At 45.6% G+C, this 26,338-nt stretch carries 15 protein-coding genes and 1 pseudogene; 14 read left to right on the forward strand and 2 right to left on the reverse strand.

Annotated elements, in window-relative coordinates; genetic code table 11:
* Positions 1 to 37: 37 nt before the first annotated feature.
* The 5 genes from glsB (at position 38) to A31E_RS15050 (ending at position 5,789) form a co-directional block, all read left to right on the forward strand.
* The gene (gene glsB / locus A31E_RS15070) at positions 38 to 964 is read left to right on the forward strand and encodes a glutaminase B (protein WP_000257432.1); all 927 of its coding nucleotides are present in this window, start codon (positions 38 to 40) and stop codon (positions 962 to 964) included.
* Entirely contained in the window at positions 964 to 1,323 is a 360-nt protein-coding gene (locus tag A31E_RS15065) for a DUF4186 domain-containing protein (protein WP_016248688.1), read from the forward strand. Before glsB ends, A31E_RS15065 begins: the two co-directional genes overlap by 1 nt.
* Before the next feature lie 138 nt (positions 1,324 to 1,461).
* Positions 1,462 to 2,880: a sensor domain-containing diguanylate cyclase gene (locus A31E_RS15060; protein WP_001516364.1), complete on the forward strand. Its 1,419-nt coding sequence runs from the start codon at positions 1,462 to 1,464 to the stop codon at positions 2,878 to 2,880.
* A gap of 217 nt (positions 2,881 to 3,097) precedes the next feature.
* On the forward strand, positions 3,098 to 4,549 hold the full coding sequence (uxaB, locus tag A31E_RS15055) for a tagaturonate reductase (protein ID WP_016248689.1): 1,452 nt from the start codon (positions 3,098 to 3,100) through the stop codon (positions 4,547 to 4,549).
* A gap of 325 nt (positions 4,550 to 4,874) precedes the next feature.
* A complete protein-coding gene (locus tag A31E_RS15050) occupies positions 4,875 to 5,789 on the forward strand; it encodes a bestrophin family protein (protein WP_001516366.1) in 915 nt (304 codons plus the stop codon).
* A 3-nt stretch (positions 5,790 to 5,792) separates the two neighbouring features.
* Here the strand turns inward: A31E_RS15050 and tam are convergent, their stop codons facing one another.
* Positions 5,793 to 6,551, reverse strand: coding sequence for a trans-aconitate 2-methyltransferase (gene tam, locus A31E_RS15045; protein ID WP_016248690.1), 759 nt, complete (start codon positions 6,549 to 6,551; stop codon positions 5,793 to 5,795).
* 426 nt (positions 6,552 to 6,977) lie between these two features.
* Between tam and A31E_RS15040 the strand changes: the two genes are divergently transcribed.
* From A31E_RS15040 to A31E_RS15025, 4 genes are all read left to right on the forward strand, one after another.
* Complete coding sequence (locus tag A31E_RS15040) at positions 6,978 to 7,934, forward strand: hypothetical protein (RefSeq protein ID WP_016248691.1); 957 nt, start codon at positions 6,978 to 6,980, stop codon at positions 7,932 to 7,934.
* A 263-nt stretch (positions 7,935 to 8,197) separates the two neighbouring features.
* Complete coding sequence (gene hipB, locus A31E_RS15035; RefSeq protein ID WP_001516368.1) at positions 8,198 to 8,464, forward strand: type II toxin-antitoxin system antitoxin HipB; 267 nt, start codon at positions 8,198 to 8,200, stop codon at positions 8,462 to 8,464.
* Positions 8,464 to 9,786 (forward strand): type II toxin-antitoxin system serine/threonine protein kinase toxin HipA, encoded by a 1,323-nt coding sequence (hipA, locus tag A31E_RS15030; protein WP_001125477.1) that lies wholly within the window; start codon positions 8,464 to 8,466, stop codon positions 9,784 to 9,786. The genes hipB and hipA overlap by 1 nt, the downstream gene beginning before the upstream one ends.
* 407 nt (positions 9,787 to 10,193) lie before the next feature.
* Positions 10,194 to 11,051, forward strand: coding sequence for a helix-turn-helix domain-containing protein (locus A31E_RS15025; protein ID WP_001516370.1), 858 nt, complete (start codon positions 10,194 to 10,196; stop codon positions 11,049 to 11,051).
* 285 nt (positions 11,052 to 11,336) lie between these two features.
* Here the strand turns inward: A31E_RS15025 and A31E_RS15020 are convergent.
* A pseudogene (locus A31E_RS15020) lies at positions 11,337 to 15,263 on the reverse strand (inverse autotransporter beta domain-containing protein); the annotation flags it as partial.
* A gap of 783 nt (positions 15,264 to 16,046) precedes the next feature.
* On the opposite strand from A31E_RS15020, the gene A31E_RS15015 reads away from it, so the two are divergent.
* The 5 genes from A31E_RS15015 (at position 16,047) to A31E_RS14995 (ending at position 26,163) form a co-directional block, all read left to right on the forward strand.
* Complete coding sequence (locus A31E_RS15015) at positions 16,047 to 17,729, forward strand: sulfatase-like hydrolase/transferase (RefSeq protein WP_001516373.1); 1,683 nt, start codon at positions 16,047 to 16,049, stop codon at positions 17,727 to 17,729.
* A gap of 52 nt (positions 17,730 to 17,781) precedes the next feature.
* On the forward strand, positions 17,782 to 18,942 hold the full coding sequence (locus A31E_RS15010) for an anaerobic sulfatase maturase (protein WP_016248693.1): 1,161 nt from the start codon (positions 17,782 to 17,784) through the stop codon (positions 18,940 to 18,942).
* 276 nt (positions 18,943 to 19,218) lie between these two features.
* Positions 19,219 to 20,904 carry an ABC transporter ATP-binding protein/permease gene (locus A31E_RS15005; protein WP_024193575.1) on the forward strand — a complete coding sequence of 562 codons (1,686 nt, stop codon included), beginning with the start codon at positions 19,219 to 19,221 and terminating at the stop codon, positions 20,902 to 20,904.
* Positions 20,905 to 20,941: 37 nt separating this feature from the next.
* The gene (locus A31E_RS15000) at positions 20,942 to 23,320 is read left to right on the forward strand and encodes a TonB-dependent receptor plug domain-containing protein (protein WP_016248695.1); all 2,379 of its coding nucleotides are present in this window, start codon (positions 20,942 to 20,944) and stop codon (positions 23,318 to 23,320) included.
* A gap of 56 nt (positions 23,321 to 23,376) precedes the next feature.
* Positions 23,377 to 26,163 carry a M16 family metallopeptidase gene (locus A31E_RS14995; RefSeq protein WP_016248696.1) on the forward strand — a complete coding sequence of 929 codons (2,787 nt, stop codon included), beginning with the start codon at positions 23,377 to 23,379 and terminating at the stop codon, positions 26,161 to 26,163.
* Positions 26,164 to 26,338: the final 175 nt, after the last annotated feature.

Raw genomic sequence — 26,338 nt, forward strand, 5'->3', positions numbered from 1 at the left:
CGCAGGTCTTTTCAGACCTGCGAGCAAGGAGCAGAGTGTGGCTGTCGCCATGGATAATGTAATTTTAGAAAACATCTTGCGGCAAGTGCGGCCGCTAATTGGTCAGGGTAAAGTCGCAGATTATATTCCGGCACTGGCAACCGTCGATGGCTCCCGCCTGGGGATTGCCATTTGTACCGTTGATGGGCAGCTTTTTCAGGCCGGAGACGCGCAAGAACGTTTTTCCATTCAATCTATTTCCAAAGTGCTCAGTCTCGTTGTCGCTATGCGTCATTACTCCGAAGAGGAGATCTGGCAACGCGTCGGCAAAGATCCGTCTGGATCGCCGTTCAATTCCCTGGTGCAACTGGAAATGGAGCAGGGCATTCCACGCAATCCGTTTATTAATGCCGGTGCGTTGGTCGTCTGCGATATGCTGCAAGGGCGGTTAAGCGCCCCGCGGCAGCGTATGCTGGAAGTGGTGCGCGGCTTAAGCGGCGTGTCTGATATTGCCTACGATACGGTGGTGGCGCGTTCCGAGTTTGAACATTCTGCGAGAAATGCGGCGATCGCCTGGCTGATGAAGTCGTTTGGTAATTTCCATCATGATGTAACTACCGTTCTGCAAAACTACTTTCATTACTGCGCACTGAAAATGAGTTGTGTTGAGCTGGCGCGGACGTTTGTCTTTCTGGCGAATCAGGGGAAGGCTTTTCATATCGATGAGCCAGTAGTAACGCCGATGCAGGCACGGCAAATTAATGCGCTGATGGCAACGAGCGGAATGTACCAGAACGCGGGTGAATTCGCCTGGCGAGTGGGGCTTCCGGCGAAATCTGGCGTTGGCGGCGGTATTGTTGCGATCGTCCCGCATGAAATGGCTATCGCGGTATGGAGCCCGGAACTGGATGATGCGGGCAACTCTCTTGCCGGTATCGCAGTACTTGAACAATTGACGAAACAATTAGGACGCTCGGTTTATTAATGCAGTCACTTGATCCACTCTTCGCGCGTTTATCCCGTTCAAAATTTCGCTCCCGCTTTCGTTTGGGCGTGAAAGAGCGTCAGTATTGTCTGGAGAAGGGCGCGCCGGTTATAGAACAACATGCGGCGGATTTTGTCGCTAAGCGTCTTGCTCCGGCATTACCGGCGAACGATGGTAAGCAAACCCCCATGCGTGGGCATCCGGTGTTTATCGCTCAGCACGCCACCGCGACCTGTTGCCGTGGTTGTCTGGCTAAGTGGCATGACATTCCGCAGGGTGTTTCGTTAAGTGAGGAACAACAACGTTATATCGTGACGGTTATCTACCACTGGCTGGTTATACAGATGAATCAGCCATAAGAATGGTGGTAAAAGCCAAAAGATCATCTGACTGATATCTTTCCTTGTCGCCGCTGTCAGCGAACATGCTATCCTTTATGAGAATTTACTTATTGCGTTGAGATAATTGCCATCCGCAATTGTATGGACAGATAATTAATGTATGTACACCCCATATCCACTTTCCGTTTGTTCCAGGAAGGTCATCTGCTACGTAATAGCATTGCAATTTTTGCGCTAACGACGCTGTTCTATTTTATTGGTGCAGAGCTACGCCTGGTTCATGAACTCTCTCTTTTCTGGCCGCTCAATGGTGTAATGGCAGGGGTATTTGCCCGCTATGTCTGGCTTAATCGTCTGCATTACTATGCTATCTGTTACGTGGCAATGCTGGCTTATGATGCCATGACCACCGAATGGGGGCTGGTCTCGCTGGTTATTAATTTATCCAATATGATGTTTATTGTGACCGTTGCTCTGTTGGTGGTACGGGATAAGCGTCTGGGGAAAAATAAATATGAACCAGTAAGTGCCTTACGGTTATTTAATTACTGTCTGATTGCCGCTTTATTATGTGCCATCGTCGGCGCGATTGGTTCGGTCAGTATTGATAGTCTTGATTTCTGGCCTTTGCTTGCTGACTGGTTTAGTGAACAATTCTCAACAGGCGTGTTGATTGTTCCTTGTATGCTGACGCTGGCAATTCCGGGAGTATTACCGCGTTTTAAAGCAGAGCAGATGATGCCTGTCATTGCGCTGATCGTGTCGGTCATTGCCTCAGTGGCGATTGGCGGTGCAGGGAGTCTGGCATTTCCGCTGCCGGCATTAATCTGGTGTGCGGTGCGCTATACGCCACAGGCTACGTGTCTGTTGACCTTTATCACCGGAGCGGTAGAAATCGTGCTGGTGGCTAATTCGGTGATTGATATCGCTGTTGGTTCGCCGTTCTCGATTCCGCAAATGTTTTCCGCTCGTCTGGGCATTGCCACGATGGCCATTTGCCCAATTATGGTTTCCTTTAGCGTGGCGGCGATTAATTCACTGATGAAGCAAGTTTCTCTGCGTGCCGATTTTGATTTTCTGACACAGGTGTACTCACGATCCGGTCTTTATGAGGCGCTGAAAAGTCCATCGCTGCAACAGACACAACATCTGACCGTCATGCTGCTTGATATCGACTATTTCAAAAGCATTAACGACAACTATGGTCATGAATGTGGCGATAAAGTCTTAAGCGTATTTGCTCAGCATATTCAGAAAATTGTGGGCGATAAAGGGCTGGTGGCGCGGATGGGGGGAGAAGAGTTTGCCGTTGCTGTACCTTCAGTGAATCCTGTCGATGGTCTATTGATGGCGGAGAAAATCCGCAAAGCTGTCGAACTTCAACCTTTTACCTGGCAACAAAAGACGCTCTATCTTACGGTCAGCATCGGTGTCGGTAGTGGATGTGCTTCATACAGTACACTAACTGATGACTTCAATAAATTGATGGTTGAAGCTGATACGTGTCTCTATCGCTCGAAAAAAGATGGGCGTAACCGCACCAGCACCATGCGTTATGGTGAGGAAGTTGTCTGACAGCTTTATTATTTTTCCGCTGTTTCAGAATAATGTGTTCTACCACTCTGGCGGTTGAATAAATACCGTCAGAACCATGATCTGCGCCACATTTTTCTCTTAAACCTGCTAATTAATCACCACGAGTTGATCAAAACAGGGGTTCAGCGTATTAAAGTTTGCTAATCTGTTATACCAATTCAAGCAGGTTGTATGACTAATCAAAAGGGAACCCATTGTGAAAACACTAAATCGTCGCGATTTTCCCGGTGCACAGTATCCAGAACGTATCATTCAGTTTGGTGAAGGTAACTTTCTGCGCGCCTTTGTTGACTGGCAAATTGATCTCCTGAATGAGCACACCGATCTGAATTCTGGTGTGGTCGTTGTTCGTCCGATTGAAACTTCATTCCCGCCGTCACTTAGCACTCAGGATGGTTTGTACACCACCATTATTCGTGGCCTGAATGAGAAGGGCGAAGCAGTCAGCGATGCGCGTTTGATTCGTTCTGTAAACCGTGAAATTAGCGTCTACGGTGACTACGATGAATTCCTGAAGCTGGCGCACAATCCGGAAATGCGTTTCGTCTTCTCTAACACCACCGAAGCGGGCATCAGCTATCATGCAGGCGACAAATTTGATGATGCGCCAGCGGTAAGCTATCCGGCAAAACTGACGCGTTTGCTGTTCGAACGTTTTAGCCATTTCAACGGTGCGCTGGATAAAGGTTGGATCATCATTCCGTGTGAACTGATTGATTATAATGGTGATGCGCTGCGTGAACTGGTGCTGCGTTATGCGCAAGAGTGGCAGCTACCGGAAGCGTTTGTTCAATGGCTGGATAAAGCTAACAGCTTCTGTTCTACGCTGGTGGACCGTATCGTTACCGGTTATCCGCGTGATGAAGTAGCGAAACTGGAAGAAGAACTCGGTTATCACGATGGTTTCCTCGACACCGCTGAACACTTTTACCTGTTTGTGATTCAGGGACCGAAATCCTTAGCGTCTGAATTGCGTCTGGATAAATATCCGCTCAACGTACTGATTGTTGACGATATTAAACCGTATAAAGAGCGCAAAGTAGCAATCCTTAATGGCGCTCACACCGCGCTGGTGCCGGTGGCGTTTCAGGCTGGGTTGGATACTGTAGGCGAAGCGATGAACGATGCAGAAATCTGTGCATTCGTTGAAAAAGCCATTTATGAAGAGATTATTCCGGTACTGGATCTGCCGCGAGATGAGCTGGAATCTTTCGCCAGTGCAGTCACCGGGCGTTTCCGTAACCCGTACATTAAGCATCAGTTGCTGTCCATTGCGCTCAACGGTATGACCAAGTTCCGTACCCGCATCCTGCCGCAGTTGCTGGCAGGGCAGAAGGCGAATGGTAAACTCCCGGCTCGTCTCACTTTCGCGTTAGCGGCACTGATTGCATTCTATCGCGGTGAGCGTAACGGTGAAACCTATCCGGTGCAGGATGATGCTCACTGGCTGGAGTGTTATCAGCAATTGTGGAGTCAGCATCGTGATCGTGTCATCGACACCCAGGCGCTGGTTGCTATTGTGTTGGCAGAAAAAGACCACTGGGAGCAGGATCTGACGCAAGTGCCTGGTCTGGTAGAGCAGGTGGCCAATGACCTGGATGCGATTCTGGAAAAAGGGATGCGCGAAGCTGTACGTCCGTTGTGCTAATAATTGCATTATTTTGTAAGCCGGATAAGGCATTTATGCTGCATCCAGCCGCACTTTTCCAACTAACTGAAATCACATAGCTAGTTGGAGGCGCTGATAAGCGCAGCGCATCAGGCAATTAACGGCGCAATCTCTGAACCCGGTTTCGGCCGGGTTTGTTATTATGCATTATTAGTTACAACATCCTATATACCCTTATCATAACCAGGTGCCACATGTCGCATCTGTGATTGTTGTAGTCTTGTAGGTAATTTGTAAATTGACACTTGAGAACGTGATCGCAATCACGTTTAATAGGGCGACTTTTCCATGTTTGAAGATAATCATGATTGTTCGCCCACAACAACACTGGTTGCGCCGTATTTTTGTCTGGCACGGTTCAGTATTATCCAAAATATCCTCGCGCTTGCTACTCAACTTTCTTTTTTCTATCGCGGTTATTTTCATGCTGCCCTGGTATACGCATCTGGGCATCAAATTTACCCTCGCGCCGTTCAGCATTCTCGGTGTTGCTATCGCCATTTTTCTGGGGTTTCGTAATAACGCGGGGTACGCTCGTTATGTTGAAGCGCGCAAACTGTGGGGACAGTTGATGATTGCCTCACGGTCATTATTGCGTGAAGTAAAAACGACGTTGCCCGATTCAGCAAGCGTAAAGGAGTTTGTCCGGCTACAAATTGCCTTTGCTCACTGTTTACGCATGACATTACGCAAACTGCCACAGGCAAAAGTGCTGGCACATTACCTCAATGAAGAAGATCTTCAGCGGGTGCAGGCTACAAACTCCCCAGCTAATCATATTTTGCTGATGATGGGGAAGTGGTTAGCTGTTCAGCGCCGGAATGGGCAACTTTCTGACATTCTATTTATTAGTCTGAACGATCGGCTCAATGATATTTCTGCGGTGCTGGCAGGATGTGAGCGCATCGCATATACACCAATTCCTTTTGCTTACACACTCATTTTGCATCGTACCGTTTACCTGTTTTGCATCATGCTACCGTTCGCGCTGGTCGTGGATCTGCATTACATGACGCCTTTTATCTCAGTACTGATTTCCTACACCTTCATTTCGCTTGATTGTCTGGCGGAAGAGTTAGAAGACCCGTTCGGTACAGAAAACAATGATTTACCGCTGGATGCCATCTGCAACGCTATTGAAATTGACCTGTTGCAGATGAACGATGAAACGGAGATCCCGCCGAAGATTCTTCCCGACCGCCATTACCAGTTGACGTAACAATTACTCTGTTCGCCGGGCAACAATGAACAAGCGCGGAAATGCCAGCAGTATTTGACCATTCTCCTGCAGTGGATACTGCTCTTCCAGCATCTGATGGTAGCGCGTAAGAAAATGCTGCTGTTCACTCTCAGTCAGATCCTGCAACCACGGGCGTAATCCGGTGGCGGTCACCCAGTCAATAATCGCCTGGTGAGATGGCATCTGGTGATAGTAGGTGGTTCGCCAGATATCAACCTCACATGCGGTTTCACTCAGAATATCGTAGTAAGCATGAACGCCTGCCAGTGGTTCGCGTCCACGATCCGGATAATGCTGCTCCCAGGCGACTTCGCGCATTAATACATGTGTCGGCTCCAGCCAGTTGTCCGGCATTTGTACCGCCAGTACGCCATGCGGATTGAGTAACGACACAAGATGTGGAAACAGTTCGTAATGATCAGGCAACCATTGCAACGAGGCGTTGGCGAAAATCAGATCGAATGCGTGATCCGGTTGCCAATTGCGGATATCTGCTTCAACAAACTGACATTCTGGCAACACTGCACGCGCTTCAGCAATCATCGCCGGAGACGAATCAATGCCAGTAATTTTTACCATTGGCCAACGTTGATGTAGCAGGGCGGTGCTGTTGCCTGGGCCGCAGCCGAGATCGGCTATTTGCCGGACGTTTTCCAGAGGAACTCTGGCAAGCAGTTCTACCGCTGGTCGCGACCGTTCGGCGGTGAAGTGCAAATATAAAGAGGGGTTCCAGTCAGCCATTTTTTTACTCCCGTCAGCGCGTTAACCCAAGTGTAGATAAAATTGATGAATTCGCCTCACGTCATCAATCCACCGAGCACGCGCATTAAATCAAGGATACCTAAAAGTGATTGACTACGTGCTGCTCAAGATTCATCAGAGATATTTATTAATCAATAAAATATTAGAGCCTAACGGGGTAGGGAAGAGTAAATTTCGCATAAAATCAATTTAAAACAAATAAATCCTCCTTCTTGTTGTTTTTATTCATTTCATATAAATATATTAACATGCAATATATTCAAAATTAATATCTATCTGTGGATAGTGAATAATCACAAAGTGACTTTTTTTTGATATCCTTAGGACAGGAACCAGGTTTGAAGTTTTTTGTGTGAAACTCCTGGCATTTGGACGCTAACTCTATTGGATATAGCGATATAAAATATGACGAGAAAATTTGCATTCAACATTATATATATCATCGATGTTTTAGGTGATGAAGATCTTGACTCCTCGAGTGACATCAAAATTAACACCAATAGACCAGATGATATAACACTTAAAAGCAATACCGCTTCAAAACTATTTAAATCGATCTCAAGCTTGAAAGTCCCCATCCCCATTGTGTTTGTTAAGATCCATAATATCCCCATGCTAATATCTTTCTTTAAGGAGCTGGAAAAAGGAGTCATAAAAAAAGGTTTAATCCCGATAGTGCATTTTGAGTGTCATGGCTCACCCGATGATGGAATGTTTTTCCCTGGCATTAAAAAGTATATATCCTGGAGTGAGATGAATGATCTGTTTTTAATGATAAACAAACATACAATGAATAATCTACTCGCCATAGTCGCTGGATGTGATAGTTTCAAATCAACAGAAAACATTGACTTTGCAAAAGGAAGTCCTTATGGCTGCTATATTGGCGCAAATAAAGTTACCGACGCAAGCATAATTAGTAGGTTTAAGGATTTTTACCGTTATATCTTTATATATAACGATTTCGATGGGGCTTGTGATCTTTTAGGTTCCGATTTTTCTATGGTTTTTTCATATGATATCTGTATGCAAAGATTCTTACTTCCGTTAGTTTTAAGTTATTTCGGAGAAGATAAAAAAGAGTTTGTTGAGTATACAATCAACCGCCTAATAGACAATGGGCAGCAGGGGTCTATAGGTGAAATAAGAAAATTAGCAAAATACAGGTTAAAGCATATTGATAAGTATTATGAACGTTCTGGCGTTCAATTTTTACATGGGCAAAGACCGCTTGCATTTACGGAATTAAAACGCATTGCGCTTGATCTTAAGGACAACCTCAGTGACGAGGCTAAATTCAATATCGAACTGAGGAATGCCATTAAATTGAAAAGAAATATAATCATGGGAAAAGGTGCCTGATCCCGAAGTACCAGACTTGCCGCGAGTGTACATCAAGAATGGTGAGATCGCTGTGATGAGGCTTGTAATGCAGCTTAAATCAGCAACCTCAAATGGCACGTCAGCGCCGTTTTTTAAATCCTCCATTTTATCCGCGATCGGGGATATCGCAGTGTTTATCCCGTAGAGCGGATAAAATGCGTTTACAGATTGACTTTATCCTCACTAAAGGATAAAACTGAAAATATCCCCTAAAGCGGATAAAATTCTTGTGGATGTATGGCATGATGAGCTTTCCGATGATCTATAGCCCAACGCAATTAGCAAATGCAATGAAACTGGTTCGTCAGCAAAATGGCTGGACGCAGAGCGAGCTGGCGAAAAAAATCGGCATAAAACAGGCGACTATTTCCAATTTCGAAAATAACCCTGACAACACCACACTAACGACATTTTTTAAGATATTACAGTCACTTAATCTCTCGATGACGCTATGCGACACGAAAAATGACTCGCCAGAATCAACCGATCAGCAAGATCTGGAGTGGTAATGCCAAAACTTGTCACGTGGATGAACAACCAGCGGGTAGGCGAGTTGACGAAGCTGACCAACGGTGCCCATACCTTTAAGTATGCGCCGGAGTGGTTGGCCAACCGTTATGCCAGGCCATTGTCGCTTTCGCTGCCATTGCAGAGGGGGAATATCACCTCTGATGCCGTATTTAACTTCTTCGATAACCTGTTACCCGATAGCCCGATTGTACGCGACCGCATCGTTAAACGTTATCATGCTAAATCCAGGCAACCGTTTGATTTATTATCAGAAATAGGGCGAGATAGCGTTGGCGCCGTGACGTTATTACCAGAAGACGAAACCGTGACGCGCCCAATAATGGTATGGGAAAAGCTTACTGAAGCCAGACTTGAAGAAGTATTAACGGCTTATAAAGCAGATATCCCGCTAGGCATGATTAGGGAGGAAAATGACTTTCGCATCTCGGTTGCTGGCGCGCAGGAGAAGACTGCGCTGCTCAGAATGGGCAATGACTGGTGCATTCCGAAAGGAATAACGCCGACGACGCATATTATTAAATTGCCGATTGGTGAAATCAGACAGCCCAATGCGACGCTCGATCTCAGTCAGAGTGTTGATAATGAGTATTACTGTCTGCTGCTGGCAAAAGAATTCGGGTTGAATGTTCCCGACGCAGAAATCATTAAAGCGGGAAGGGTGCGCGCGTTAGCGGTCGAACGCTTTGACAGACGCTGGAATACTGAACGAACGGTTTTACTTCGCTTGCCGCAGGAGGATATGTGTCAGACGTTCGGTTTACCTTCATCGGTGAAATATGAATCTGACGGAGGCCCTGGCATCGCGCGGATCATGGCTTTTTTGATGGGGTCCAGCGAGGCGCTTCGCGATCGTTATGATTTTATGAAATTCCAGGTATTCCAGTGGTTGATTGGCTCGACAGACGGCCATGCGAAAAATTTCTCAGTGTTTATCCAGGCCGGTGGCAGTTATCGACTCACGCCATTTTACGACATCATTTCAGCATTTCCGGTATTGGGTGGCGCGGGAATACATATCAGCGATCTCAAACTGGCAATGGGGCTTAACGCATCCAAAGGCAGAAAAACGGAAATCGATAAAATATATCCGCGACATTTTTTGGCGACAGCAAAGGCACTGAAATTTCCGGAAGTGCAGATGCATGAAATCCTGAGTGACTTTGCCAGAATGATTCCCGCAGCATTGGATAACGTGAAGGCTTCATTACCGGCAGATTTTCCGGAGAACGTGTTGACGGCAATTGAAACCAATGTGTTGAGGTTGCACGGTCGGTTAAGCAGAGAATATGGAATTAAGTGAGATATGGGGTTTGGCCGGTTTTAGCGAGCAAGACAATCTCGACCGCGAAAAATGAGTCCGGTGAAGTACCGGCAGCATCCTGGGATCACAACATAACAGCCCAGGGAAACCTAGCCGCGCAACATTAGAATATTGCAGTTATAACCTTGGTGCGCATAATGTATATTATGTTAAATGAATAGTATCAGAATGCACTCAGCCACTGTGGCCACCTCATAGCGTGATGTTCATGACACCTCCCCCATGTTATTGGCCAAAACCACTTTTATGGCATTCACGATTACCCGGCAAAATGAAGATGCACTATCAATCGTTTGTTTAGCCTCGGGCATTTCTGTTTTTGATATACTCAAAGTCATTGTCGCAAGGAAAATGTGCAAAGTGACTAAAGATAAATGGAGAATGTTATGATCCGGCAGAAGATTTTACAGCAGCTCCTGGAGTGGATTGAGTGCAATCTCGATCACCCTATCTCAATCGAAGATATCGCACAGAAATCTGGCTACAGTAGACGCAATATTCAACTTCTGTTCAGAAACTTCATGCACATGCCCCTGGGCTCATACATCCGCAAACGAAGACTTTGTCGGGCAGCCATTCTTGTCAGACTTACAGCTAAATCAATGCTTGATATTGCACTATCTTTGCATTTTGATTCACAGCAGTCATTCAGCCGCGAATTTAAAAAGTTGTTTGGATGTTCTCCCAGAGAATATCGGCTCCGTGACTTTTGGGATCTCACCAACATCTTGCCTCCTTTATTAACGCGTCAGTACCAAAAGACTGATTGCAGATTAATCAATTTACCTGAGACACGTATTTGGGGTAATTCATTTAAATATGACATTGAAATCTCTAACAAACCACCAGATGAAGAAGTAAAACTGCGGCGTAATCATTTATCCAGATGTCTTCAGAATTTGAAGACGGATATCTATTACGTCTCAACATATACACCATCTACAAAATCGGTAGATTTGCTCACAGTTGAAACCTTCGCCGGTACAGTATGCGACCATGCGGATACGGAGATGCCAAAGGAATGGATAACGGCTGGAGGGCTTTATGCCTCTTTCCGCTATGAAGGAGATTGGGAGTATTATGCGAACTGGGTGCGGAACCTCTATCTGATAGAACTGCCTGCCAGGGGGTTAGTCAGAGTAAACGGTTGTGATATCGAACGTTTTTACTGCAATGAAACTTTTGTAGAAAAGAATAACAACTATGTTGTTTGCGAAATTTTTATCCCCGTTCGCCCGGCTTAGCCTGCATCTATATCTCATTGAGGATTACCCTACCCTGCTACTGTCTAATCAGTATCAGGGTAGGTGTTCAGTAAATAATGGCGTTGTGTGTGTCAACGCCATTATTCTTTATTACAGCGAATTTTTCATTCCTGGAGAAATTATTTTATTGCCTCCTCACCTTCTTCAGTAGCAGCCTCCACTGCGTTAATTGTCACCGTCACTGGCTGCATTTCGTACCCACCATACGTCAGAGTGTTGAATGTGAATGTATATACCCCTGGCTTAGTAGTACTGAATGCTTGCCTGGCCAGTTTTGGCATCCGCTTTGAACTTCACCGTGGCAGTCTTCTGGGAGTTTTTCACCGAAGCCGTGATTTTGTGTTCCCCGGCAACGGTTGATATCAGCTCAATATCGGCTTTACCTGCAGCATTCGTTGTTACCTTATTCCCCGTCTTACTGCTCACTCCCTCCGGCAGAGCCAGCGTTACAGTTTGATCCTGCAACGGGTTACCATAGGAATCCGTTACGGTCAGAGTAACCTTGTTGGCAGACTGTCCATCAGCCAGTTGGTTATCAACATTCACTGAAATATCGTGAATGTTAGCCTCAGATGCGTTACCCACAACGTTCAGCAATAGCGGTTGCGAAGCAGCATCTTTGCCATTCACCCGCGGCCAGATAACCAGTTGGCCGGCTGCAGAGCCTATAGTTAACGTCGTAACATAAGTGCCATCACTTTGTTCCGTCCAGGCTCCTGCCGAAGGTTGCTCCGTCCCTGTGCTGGCTGCGCCACTAATTTCTGGAGCATCAGGTTTCAGACCTCTGACTGGGTTACCGTTCGCATCCTTCGCCGTGAAGATCAGTTGTGTCGTTGTTTTGATCATCGGGGCATCGTTATCAGCTACGAACGTGGAGTTCACTAATGACATCTCCCCGGCGGCAATGGTGACAGAAACCGCCTGTTTCAGAGCGTCAGAGCCATCAACTCGCGGCATGATAGTCAGCTCACCAACTCCCGTTGCGCCAGCAGTCAGCACCGCCGTATAGGTTCCATTGCCCTTATCCGTCCACTGACTGACGGATGGACGCTGCTGGTTGATGTTGTATGCATCACCACCAAATTGTGGTGTTTCAGGCGTAATGCCGGTGATTGCGTTGCCGTATTTATCCGTCATCGTCAGCGTCAGTGTGACGCTTTCACCAACGGTAATCGACGTTTTCGATACCGTCATTTCCGCGTGGTCAACCGAAACAGTACCCGCTTTAACATTAATCGGAGTTGCCTTTGCTGTAGCGTTTTTGCCATCAATCTGCGGCATAATGTTCAACGCGCCTGCCCGTGTTCCCGAACGCAGAATAGCCGTGTATTCGCCGTTGCCTTTATGGCTCCAGCCTGTAACCGAACTACCAGACGCGGCATCACCGGAAAGCGATACGCCAAGTTTAGCAGTGTCGATATCGGTAAGCGCATTTCCAAACTGATCTCTGGCGGAGAAAGTCAGTTCCGTTGCGCTTTCAACAGCAAGAACGCTATCTTTTACCGTCAACGTTGAGTTAGAAACCGCCTGATCCCCCGCAACAACGGTCAACTGCGCAGCGTCGGTGGCTGCTGGCTGGCCGTTGAATAGCGGCATGATGTGAAGATCACCCGTCTTTCCGCCGGTAGTCAGCGTAGCAACATAGGAACCGTCGCCTTTCTCAGTCCAACTGGAAACGGTCGCTCCTTCAGACGCGGCACCCGTCAGACTTGCTGACAGGGAAAGACCGCTGATAGCGTTACCATGCGCATCTTTTGCCACAAGCGTCACTGTCGTGCTTTCCCCTGCTTTAATGCGATCCGCTGCAACGGATACTTTCGACTGGCCTGAAGATAAAGCATCAGCTACCACAGTCACTTTAGCCGCATTAGCTGCTGCATCCTGACCGTTGATCTTCGGCATAACAATTAATTCACCCGCCGTAGTACCCAGAGAAATTTGCGCGATCCACGTCCCGTCGCCATTATCCGTCCAGCCTGAGACTGAAGAACCCGCAGCGGCTGCACCCGTTAATGACGGTGTATCTGGAGTAAGGCCGGTCACTGGGTTGTCATAGGCATCTTTTGCCGCCCAGGTTACCGCAAGCGTGCCGCCAACCACCGGTTTATCCGGGTTCAGAGTGATGGTTGAGCGCGCTGCATCAAGCGGTCCGGCAACAAACTTCAGCGTTTGTTGTAACGTGCCCAACTGATACTGCTCGCTAAAGGCACGCACAACAATGTTTCCGGCACGGGTCGAAGAAACCGTGGCGCTGTAGACCCCCGGCTTTATCTCCGAAATGGTGCCAATGGTAACACCGCTGTTGTCCTGTGGAACAAAGCGCAAACGGCTGGCTTCTCCCTCCACCGGGTTGCCATCGGTATCCACCGCAGTAAGCGTCAACGTGTAAGATTTCTGACCATCGGCAATCACATCACCTGACGTCTCATTCACACTCAGAGTCGATTTTGTCACATCCATCATAGTGGCACGCAGTTCAGCCGTGACGGTTTTGCTCATGCCATCAACGCTCACAGTAATGGTTGCTTCACCTGATTGCGTACCGGTGGTGAAGACAGACTTGTACACCCCGGCTTCTGTTTCGGTGATCTCACCCAGTGTTGGCTGTGCCTGTGATTTAGCGGACTTAAGGGCCCGCGTTACGATGTTTCCGGCAGGTTTAAACGTCAGTTCAGTTTTGATCTGATCTTTCATGCCCGTGATTGGCTGTCCCTCGGCGTCTCGCAGAGACAGAACCAGCGGCTTTTGCGCACTCCCGTTAGCAAGCATTTGGATACGGCTCTGGCCATCAAGCGTTAACGTAGTACGATCGGCGCTCATACCCGCTCCGGTAATGACCACCGCTGTCTGCACGCGTTTCGAGGCATTGCCTTTGTTATCGTATGCGACCGCAGAGATCGCGTAATAATTGTCTTTGCCTGCACGATAAGCCGGGAGCGTCACTTGCCACTGGTTACCCTGACCGGTAATTTTACCGCCTGCGGCCAGCAAAGACGGCGCTTCCCATTGCACATTTTTCAGGCCGTGAGTTGCTTTGCTGACCACGAGGCCAAGAGACACCGTCTGCCCGCCCTTACCTTCAATACGGTCTGGCAAGGCAATACGGATCACCTCAGCTTTGCGATACTCAAGAACGATATTGTTATTACGTTCAACCAGATCATAGCGGCTGCCTGCCAGTACCCGACGCTCGCGAATGCTATCCGTATCGAGTTGTTTCTCCAGAGGTTCGCCAATCCGGTAGTTAACTTCCAGGCCAAAGCGAGTGTCATTCTGACCGCTCTTGCCCTGTTTGTGCTCTGCACTCAGTGTCAGAAGAGGCACTGGCGTATAGTTCACCTCGGCAGAAATGGCATGTGGATCTTTCTGGCGTTTATCTTTACCAAACAGACCTACCTCATCGCCATAATACTGTTCATACATCAGGCTTGCGCCAAGCTGCGGCCAGGCCGGTAAATAGCCCTCGGCGCGGATATCCCAACCATTAGCCGGACGCTCCTGATAATCCTCAATATCCGGCGATTTTTTCCAGCCAGATGCCCGGATATAACCGTTGGCGCTCAGTTTCAGATAATCGCGCCAGTATTCCGCACCAACACCAATGCGGGTATGGCTACGGGATAAATCATGATCGATAAATGTGTTCAGCCCCGCCATCCAGTCATTGCCTGAAAAATGACGCCAGCCGAAACCAATATTTGACTGAGTACGATCGTCGGTACGATGTATTGCCCCCTGAGTGAACAGCATATCTGTCGGGGTATCATAAATTGGATAAAGCATTTCCAGCGAAGAGTCCTTCAGCGAGAAATCTTTATCGGCATTCAATTTGACTCGAGCCGTACCATATTTGCCAAGCCACTCCTGGATTTCCTGAGTAGCCTTCGCTGTGGCCATTCCGGTAACAAAATTGCGTGTCGCATCGCTATCCGGCTGACTGCTTAAAAATTTACCGGCATTCGCGGCAAACGACGCGATGTTTTTGTCTGCATTATTGTCAGTAGCAACCGCAGTATTTTCCGTACTTAGACGTGGCAGAGCCGCATTATGCGCTCGCGCCGTCATTGTCGGTGTAAAGGTAACAGCCAGTGGGAAAAGAACCTGAATAGAGATGTTTGCCCACGCCACGCAGTGGGCCAGGGCTGAATAACGAAAACGTGGTTGTTTATAAGCCTTTTTTAAACGTGACATTGAGATAATTTCCTGATGAACGAATTAACGAACATAAGCAAACGCAAATAAAACGTTTGCTTGTCAGAAAAACCGGGTATTTTCCGGTTTCCTTTTCCGCAGAAAAGGAAATACCTTTATGAAAGAAAGCGCATCGTCACCCTGAATATTCAGTGGTTGCGACTACTCGCCGGATGACAGGGCCGGGATTATATTTTTGTTTGTGAGTGCAAATTTAGCTTTTTGTGCAAGCCGTAAAATAGATTCTTACGTTCTATTTTTTGCTAAAAAATCAAAGCAACTTCATTATTTAAACAGCGTGAGATGAAATATTTTTTGTGGTAGAGCTAATTTGGCTTTTATTGATAGAAATATATTTCACAGTGATAAGGAGATAAAATAGCAAGAACATTTAAATTATAAAATAAAAGCATGCATTAGAACGCTTAATTAATAAAGTATCTATAAGCGCCCCTCTTTTTATCTTCCCGACGCATCAGTTTATATTGTGATGAACATCACAACTTTATGCACCGGAGTGGAAAGTTGCAATAAAAAATATGAAGCAATAATGTTTGTATTGCGCCCAACACCAAAAAATATCTAATCTTTTCAAGATGATAGTTATTTGGTGATCAGAATTTACTTAGTTAACATCTTTCATTTGTCAACCAATTATGGCCTTTAGTTTGCTTATTTTTAGTCAAATCTACTGTCCCTTAATGTGACTTACTTCACTTACATTCACTTATTTTTCTTCGTAAAATTACTTTGGAATTAAGTACAATAAAAAGAGGAAATTTTATGACGTCTGCACTAAAAAAAAGTGTTGTGAGCACATCCATATCCTTAATACTGGCATCAGGTATGGCCGGATTCGCGGCTCATGCAGCAGAAGATGTAAAACTGAAAGCAACAAAAACTAACGTGGCTTTTTCGGATTTTACGCCGACTGAATACAGTACCGAAGGAAAGCCGAATATTATCGTACTGACCATGGATGATCTTGGGTATGGACAACTACCGTTTGATAAAGGGTCTTTTGATCCAAAAACAATGGAAAACAGGGAAGTTGTCAATACCTACAAAATAGGTATTGATAAAGCCATTGAAGCGGCTCAAAAATCAACGCCAACTCTTCTTTCTTTAATGGATGAAGGTGTACGTTTTACTAATGGTTATGTCGCTCACGGTGTTTCTGGTCCATCCCGTGCTGCAATTATGACGGGCCGAGCGCCTGCCCGTTTTGGTGTTTACTCCAATACCGATGCTCAGGATGGTATTCCCCTGACAGAAACTTTCCTGCCCGAATTATTCCAGAATCATGGCTATTACACCGCGGCTGTGGGTAAATGGCATCTGTCTAAAATCAGTAATGTCCCGGTTCCGGAAGATAAACAAACCCGTGACTATCATGACAACTTCACCACATTCTCCGCGGAAGAATGGCAACCACAAAACCGCGGCTTCGATTACTTTATGGGGTTCCATGCAGCGGGAACAGCCTATTACAACTCACCTTCGCTGTTCAAAAATCGTGAACGCGTACCTGCAAAGGGTTATATCAGCGATCAGTTAACGGACGAAGCAATTGGTGTTGTTGACCGGGCTAAAGCACTCGACCAACCATTTATGCTTTATCTGGCTTATAACGCGCCGCATCTGCCGAATGACAATCCAGCACCGGAGCAATATCAGAAGCAATTCAATACCGGTAGCCAAACTGCAGATAATTACTACGCATCGGTTTACTCCGTCGATCAAGGTGTAAAACGGATTCTCGAACAGTTGAAGAAAAATGGTCAGTACGACAACACCATTATTCTCTTTACGTCTGATAATGGTGCGGTCATCGATGGCCCACTACCGCTAAATGGTGCGCAAAAAGGCTATAAGAGTCAGACTTATCCTGGCGGAACGCATACGCCGATGTTCATGTGGTGGAAAGGAAAACTTCAGCCAGGAAATTATGACAAGTTAATTTCTGCTATGGATTTCTACCCTACTGCTCTGGATGCTGCCGATATCAACATTCCAAAAGATCTTAAACTGGACGGCGTTTCATTACTCCCGTGGTTGCAAGATAAGAAGCAAGGCGAACCCCATAAAAACCTGACCTGGGTAACGTCCTACTCTCACTGGTTTGATGAGGAAAATATTCCATTCTGGGATAATTACCATAAATTTGTCCGCCATGAGTCAGATGATTATCCTCACAATCCGAATACCGAGGACTTAAGCCAGTTCTCTTATACGGTGAGAAATAATGATTACTCTCTTGTCTATACCGTGGAAAATAACCAGTTAGGTTTGTACAAACTCACCGATCTACAACAAAAAGAGAATCTCGCTGCTGCTAAACCACAAGTTGTTAAAGAGATGCAAGGTGTGGTAAGCGAGTTTATCAACAGCAGCCAACCGCCGCTTAGTCAGGTGAATCAGGAGAAGTTTAACAATATTAAGAAAGCACTTAGCGATGCCAAATAACTAACCCCTTATGCGGCGGAGATTTTCCGCCGCCTTATTGAGTGAGATAGCAATGCACGTTACAGCCAAGCCCTCCAGTTTTCAATGTAATCTCAAATGTGATTACTGTTTTTATCTTGAAAAAGAGTCGCAATTTAGTCATGAAAAATGGATGGATGACAGCACTCTGAAAGAGTTCATTAAACAATACATTGCTGCCTCAGGTGAACAGGTCTATTTTACCTGGCAAGGCGGCGAACCTACTCTCGCGGGTCTTGATTTTTTTCGTAAGGTTATTCACTACCAACAACGCTATGCTGGGGGAAAAGGCATTCATAATGCGTTACAAACCAATGGTATTTTATTGAATAATGAATGGTGCGCCTTTCTCAAAGAGCATAAGTTTCTGGTCGGTATTTCAATTGATGGCCCGCAAGAATTACATGATCGTTACAGACGCAGTAATTCGGGTAATGGGACATTTGAAAAAGTCATGACGGCAATTGATCGTCTGAAGAAGTATAAGGTTGAGTTTAATACGCTAACTGTCATTAACAATATTAACGTCCAACATCCTCTTGAGGTTTATAACTTTTTAAAATCTATCGGTAGTAAGCATATGCAGTTTATAGAACTACTGGAGACGGGGACACCGAATGTAGATTTTACGGGCAATGGTGAGAATACGTTCAGTATCATCGATTTTTCTGTTCCACCCACCGCCTATGGCAAGTTTATGTCAGCTATTTTTATGCAGTGGGTTAAAAATGATGTTGGTGAAATATTCATCCGCCAGTTTGAAAGTTTTGTCAGCCGTTTTCTGGGAAATGGGCATACTAGCTGTATTTTCCAGGAGTCATGTAAAGACAATCTGGTAGTGGAAAGTAATGGTGATATTTATGAATGCGATCATTTTGTCTACCCGCAATATAAAATTGGCAACATCAAAAACGCTGCACTAAAAACGATGAAAAGCGTGCAGTTGACTGCACAAAAAAAGTTGATATCAAAAAAATGCCAGCAATGTGTTTACAAGCCAATTTGTAATGGTGGTTGTCCTAAACATCGCATCACAAAAGTGAATAATGAGGTAGTATCGTACTTCTGTGAAGGTTATAAAATCCTATTTACAACTATGGTGCCATATATGAATGCAATGGTTGAACTCGCTAAAAATAAAGTCCCCCTTTATCACATTATGGATGTCGCAAAACGAATGGAGAGTAATAAATAATACTCCTGCATTCACTCCGGTCATATCATCCTTCTTACGACTTCAGCAGAACACCCGGCACAGACTCAGGCCGGGGGTTTCAGCCATCATTATCTGTTGTTCTGGAGGAGCGTCTTCAGACATGCTTTTGCAATACTCTTGATAATCAAGGGCATGAAAGTAACCAGCACAACAATAATTATCAATATATATCATATAGTTACAGACACTTAAGTAAATTTCATCAGTAAATCATTGCTATAGCCAATCATTGGGTGGCACAATCAAATTTCGTTAATGATAATTGTTCCCATTACCATTTGTATGCTAATTGCAAAGTACCTCTGCTTGCTGAAGCCTTTTTGGCTACGTAAGAATAATAAAACTTCAGTATTATTAATCATTATTATCCTCGCCATGATCCTTGGCGTGGTTAAAATTCAGGTCTGGTTGAATGACTGGAACAATGATTTTTTCAATGCGCTAAGCCAGAAAGAAACCGATAAACTTTGGCAGCTTGTCCTGTGGTTTCCTGCTCTGCTGGGGATCTTCGTATTAATATCCGTTAACAAAACATGGTTAATTAAACTACTGACTATTCGCTGGCGCGAATGGTTAACAGATTACTACCTCAATCGTTGGTTTACAGATAAAAACTACTACTTCACACAGATCTACGGCGAGGATAAGAATACCGATAATCCTGACCAACGTATCGCTGAAGATATCCTTCTATTGATCAGCAAAACACTTAGCCTTTCATTCGGATTCATTCAGTCACTGAGTATGCTGATTACCTTCACCGTTATTCTGTGGCAAAGCGCGGGGACACTCTCATTCACGGTTGGTGGAACGGAGTGGAATATCCAGGGTTATATGGTTTATACCGTCGTGCTCATTGTTATTGGTGGCACGTTGTTTACCCATAAAGTGGGTAAACGTATCCGCCCGCTTAATGTGGAGAAGCAACGTAGCGAAGCGACTTTTCGAACTAACCTTGTGCAGCATAATAAGCAAGCGGAGTTAATTGCATTAAGCAATGCTGAAACGCTGCAACGTCAGGAGTTGAGCGACAACTTTCATACAATAAAAGACAACTGGCACCGTTTAATGAATCGTCAGCGTTGGCTTGACTATTGGCAGAATGTTTATTCACGCTCGCTTAGTGTTCTCCCCTACTTTCTATTGCTACCGCAGTTTATCAGCGGGCAGATCAATTTAGGTGGGCTGATGAAATCACGTCAGGCATTTATGTTGGTATCCAACAATCTGAGTTGGTTTATTTATAAATACGATGAACTTGCAGAGCTGGCAGCGGTTATCGATCGGTTGTATGAATTTCATCAACTTACTGAACAGCGCCCGACAAATAAACCCCAAAATTGCGATCATGCCGTTCTGGTTGCTGATGCCAGTATCCGTACCCCCGATAATAAAGTCATATTAGAAAACCTGAACTTTCATGTTTCTCCAGGTAAATGGCTACTGCTGAAAGGATACTCTGGTGCGGGAAAAACAACGCTGCTTAAAACATTATCCCACTGCTGGCCGTGGTTTAAAGGTGATATTTCTTCTCCTGCAGACAGTTGGTATGTGTCACAAACGCCGTTAATCAAAACCGGCTTACTGAAAGAGAACATTTGTAAAGCACTTCCGCACCCTATAGACGATGAGCCGTTGAGCGAGGTGTTGCATCAGGTTGGGCTGGGTAAATTGGCTACGCGCATTAATAACCACGATCGTTGGGGAGATATTCTTTCCAGCGGCGAAAAACAACGTATTGCGCTGGCTCGGTTAATTTTACGACGTCCGAAATGGATATTTCTCGACGAAACAACGTCACATCTGGAGGAGCAAGAGGCTATCCGTTTACTGCGTTTAGTGCGCGAAAAATTACCTGAAAGCGGTGTGATTATGGTGACCCATCAGCCTGGTGTTTGGGATCTGGCGGATGATATTTGTGACATTAGCGCGGTTTTATAAAAACGATAAATGCCCTGCTATACGGAGATAAAAATAAATGAAGCGAGTTCTTATTTCTGGCGTCATTTTATGTGGCGCTGGCGCTGATATGGCGCAGGCCGTCGACGACAAAGACAAGTATATGCCTGTTTTTGAAGAGATGACAGTCTATGCCCCTGTCCCTGTGCCCGTAAACGGTAACACGCATTACACCAGTGAAAGCATCGAGCGTTTACCGACAGGTAATGGCAATATCAGCGATTTATTAAAAACAAACCCAGCGGTGCGTATGGATTCAACGCAAAGCACCTCGTTGAATCAGGGGGAGATCCGCCCGGAGAAAATATCCATTCACGGTGCATCGCCCTACCAGAATGCCTATTTGATTGATGGTATTAGCGCCACCAATAACCTGAACCCGGCGAATGAATCGGATGCCAGCAGTGCAACCAATATTAGCGGGATGTCACAGGGTTATTATCTTGATGTCAGCTTACTGGACAATGTCACGCTTTATGACAGTTTTGTTCCGGTTGAATTTGGTCACTTTAATGGTGGGGTGATAGATGCAAAGATCAAACGTTTTAATGCTGATGATGACAGCGTAAAGCTGAGTTATCGCACAACGCGTTCGGACTGGTTAACGTCTCATATCGATGAGAATAACAAGAATGCATTTAACCAGGGGGCTTCAGGAAGTACTTATTATTCTCCCGACTTTAAAAAGAACTTTTACACCTTGTCATTTAATCAAGAACTCACTGATAACTTTGGCGTGACTGCTGGTTTCTCTCGCCGCCAGTCTGACATTATCCGCGCAGATTATGTTTCGAATGACGGTATTGTTGCAGGTCGGGCGCAGTATAAAAACGTTATCGATACAGCATTAAGTAAATTTACCTGGTTTGCCAGTGAGCGTTTTACCCACGATTTAACCTTTAAATATACCGGTTCTCGCCGGGATTATAATACCAGCACCTTCCCCGAGTCTGACCGCGAAATGGGCAACAAATCTTATGGCCTGGCATGGGATATGGACACACAACTCGTATGGGCCAAACTGCATACCACTGTCGGCTGGGATCATATCAGTGACTATACCCGTCACGACCATGACATTTGGTACACCGAACTCTCATGCACATATGGTGATATTACAGGACGTTGCACCCGTGGCGGGCTGGGGCATATTTCGCAGGCTGTTGATAATTACACCTTCAAAACACGACTTGACTGGCAAAAAGTTGAAGTGGGCAATTTCTCGCATCAGCCTTACTTCGGTGCGGAATACATCTATTCCGATGCATGGACGGAACGTCATAATCAGTCTGAATCTTATGTAATTAATGCCGCAGGAAAGAAAACTAACCATACCATTTACCATAAAGGTAAAGGTAGCCTTGGAATTGACAACTACACGCTGTACATCGCGGACCGTATTAGCTGGCGCAATGTGTCGCTGATGCCTGGCGTGCGTTATGACTATGACAACTACCTGTCAAACCACAATATCTCTCCCCGCTTTATGACGGAATGGGATATTTTCGCTGATCAAACCTCAATAATTACCGCCGGATATAACCGCTATTATGGCGGAAATATTCTCGATATGGGGTTACGAGACATCCGTAATAGTTGGACAGAATCAATTTCAGGCAATAAAACGCTCACCCGTTATCAGGATTTGAAAACACCCTATAATGACGAACTGGCAATAGGTTTGCAGCAAAAGATCGGTAATAACGTTATTGCGCGGGCAAACTATGTTTACCGTGAGGCGCATGATCAAATCAGTAAAAGTAGTCGTACCGACAGCACAACGAAAACAACGATTACTGAGTATAACAATGACGGTAAAACTAAAACCCATTCGTTCAACGTGAGTTTTGAACTGACAGAACCTCTGCATGTCAGCCAGGTGGCTATTAATCCGCAAATTGTCTTCAGCTATATCAAGAGCAAAGGCAATTTGTCATTGAATAATGGTTATGAAGAGAGCAATACCGATGATAACAAGGTAGTTTACAACGGTAAACTTGTCTCTTATGACAGCGTCCCGGTGGCGGATTTTAATAACCCGTTAAAGATTTCCTTAAATATGGATTTCACTCATCAACCAAGCGGACTGGTGTGGGCGAATACACTGGCCTGGCAAGAAGCACGCAAAGCTCGCATCATTCTGAGTAAGACGAACGCGCAATACATCAGCGAATATTCAGATTACAAGCAGTACGTTGACGAGAAACTGGATAACAGCCTGACCTGGGATACCCGTTTATCCTGGACACCCCAATTTCTTAAGCAGCAAAACCTGACGATTAGCGCCGACATTCTGAATGTGCTGGATAGCAAAACCGCTGTTGATACAACAACCGCCGGTGTGGCGACTTACGCCAGCGGTCGTACTTTCTGGCTTGATGTCAGCATGAAATTTTAAAACTTCGGATTTTACTTTACCGGGTAAATTCACCTGGTTTTCGCATGGAGATGATTATGAGAAACCTCTGTTTCTTACTGACTTTAGTGGCAACACTGTTGTTGCTTCCTGGACGACTTATTGCCGCGGCATTACCACAGGATGACAAGTTAATTACCGGGCAACTGGAAAATGGCTTGCGATATATGATCTATCCACATTCACACCCTAAGGATCAAGTGAATTTGTGGCTGCAAATTCATACCGGTTCATTGCAGGAAGAGGACAACGAGCGCGGCGTGGCGCATTTTGTTGAGCATATGATGTTTAACGGTACAAAAAGCTGGCCTGGTAATAAAGTCATCGAAACTTTTGAATCGATGGGGCTGCGTTTTGGCCGCGATGTTAATGCCTATACCAGCTATGACGAAACGGTGTATCAGGTAAGTTTGCCAACAACGCAGAAACAAAATTTGCAAAAAGTGATGGCAATCTTCAGTGAATGGAGCAATGCCGCCACCTTTGAAAAACACGAAGTAGACGCTGAACGTGGCGTAATTACCGAGGAATGGCGCGCGCATCAGGATGTTAAATGGCGCACATCTCAGGCGCGTCGCCCTTTCCTGTTGGCAAATACACGCAATTTAGACCGTGAACCGATCGGTTTGATGGATATTGTCGCAACGGTCGCGCCGGAACAACTGCGCCAATTTTATCAACGCTGGTATCAGCCGAATAATATGACCTTTATCGTCGTTGGTGATATCGACAGTAAAGAAGCGCTGGCGTTGATAAAGGAAAATTTAGGTAAACTTCCGGCAAACAAAGCGGCTGAAAATCGCGTATGGCCAACGGAAGCAGAAAACCGCCGGCGCTTTAATATCATTAATGATAAAGAAAATCGGGTGAACGGTATCGCACTCTATTATCGCATGCCAATGGTTCAGGTGACCGATGAACAAAGCTTTGTCGAACAGGCAGAATGGAGCATGTTGGTTCAGTTGTTTAATCAGCGATTACTGGAACGGATCCAGTCCGGTGAGTTGAAGACTATTTCCGGTGGCACCGCGCGCAGTATTAAAATTGCGCCTGATTATCAGTCGCTGTTTTTCCGTGTAAATGCGCGGGACGATAATATGCAGGATGCTGCGAATGCATTAATGGCAGAACTGGCAACTATCGACCAACATGGTTTTTCCGTTGCAGAGCTTGATGATGTAAAAGCCACCCGTCTGACCTGGCTGAAAAATGCGGCTGAGCAACAGGCTGAACGCGATCTGCGGATGCTGACCAGCCGCCTGGCATCCAGCTCGTTAAATAATACGCCATTCCTTTCACCGGAAGAGACATACCAGCTTTCTAAACGCCTGTGGCCACAAATTACCGTGCAAAGCCTGGCGAAAAAATGGCAGCAATTAAGAAAGAACCAGGACACATTTTGGGAACAAATGGTCAACAATGATACTGCAGCCCAAAATGCATTATCTCCTGCAGCCATTACGGCGCTGGAAAATGAATATGCCAACAAAAAACTGGCGGCTTATGTCTTCCCTGGCAGAAATTTATCTTTAACGGTAAACGCTGATCCGCAAGCAAAAATAACCAGCCAAAAAAGACTGGCTGAAAATCTGACGTCACTGACCCTTTCTAATGGCGCAAACGTCATTCTGGCAAAATCTACGGGCGAAGAAGAAAAGCTGCAAATTATTGCCGTCTCTGATAAAGGCGATTTGAGTTTCCCTGCGGGACAAAAATCACTTATTGCGCTGGCAAATAAAGCCGTTAGCGGTAGCGGAGTTGGCGATCTCTCCTCTTCCAGCCTGAAACGCTGGAGCGCAGAAAACTCAGTGACCATGAGCAGTAAAGTCAGTGGCTTGAATACACTACTGTCTGTTAGCGCACGGGCTAATAATCCTGAACCCGGTTTTCAGTTAATTAACCAGCGGATCACCCGCAGCACAATTAACGACAACATTTGGTCATCGTTACAAAATGCTCAAATTCAAGCGTTGAGAACGCTCGATCAACGCCCGGCAGAGAAATTCGCTCAGCAGATGTACGAAACACGCTATGCCGATGAGCGCACGAAATTACTGCAAGAAAAACAGATTGCACAGTTTTCTGCCGCAGACGCATTGGCTGCCGATCGTCAGTTGTTTTCTTCCCCAGCAGATATCACTTTTGTGATTGTCGGTAATGTGGCAGAAGACAAACTCCTGCCGTTAATTACGCGTTACTTAGGATCAATCAAACGTTCTGATTCAGCATTGGCAGCAGGTAAACCATTAACCCGCGCGACGGATAACGCGGCTGTTACTGTAAAAGAACAAAATGAACCTGTAGCACAAGTTTCACAGTGGACGCGGTATGATCCCCGGACACCTATTAACCTGGCGACACGCATGGCACTGGATGCATTCAACGTCGCATTGGCAAAAGATCTGCGGATAAATATTCGTGAACAGGCATCCGGAGCATACAGCGTTTCTTCTCGTCTCTCGGTTGATCCTAAGGCCAAAGATATCAGCCATTTGCTGGCTTTCACCTGTCAACCTGAACGTCATAGCGAACTGTTAACATTGGCGAATGAGGTAATGACTAAACGTCTGACTAAAGGGATCAGTCAGCAAGAGCTGGACGAATATCAGCAAAATATTCAACGCAGCCTCGATATTCAGCAAAATAGCGTTCAGCAATTAGCGAACACTATTGTGAATAGTATTATTCAATATGATGATCCTGCTGTGTGGATGACGCAGGAGAAAGTGTTAAAGAATATGACTGTGGAAAATGTTAATGCTACAGTTAAAGAATATCTGAGTAAACCCGCGAATACCCACACTGGAGTATTGCTGCCAAAATAATAACTTACCCCCGCCAACTTTGTTGGCGGGGTATTCTGTATAATTAACGTGTTTGTTTGACAACCTTTGAAAGTTTTTCAAAAAATTAACCGCGAACTAATAATGATATTTTAAAGGCCAATTTTTATGTGATAATTTCGGAGGGTAATAGAACGGACTAAAATAACAATAAAAA

Origin of the sequence: Escherichia sp. KTE159 (genome assembly GCF_000408805.1) — a bacterium.
Classification (GTDB): domain Bacteria; phylum Pseudomonadota; class Gammaproteobacteria; order Enterobacterales; family Enterobacteriaceae; genus Escherichia; species Escherichia marmotae.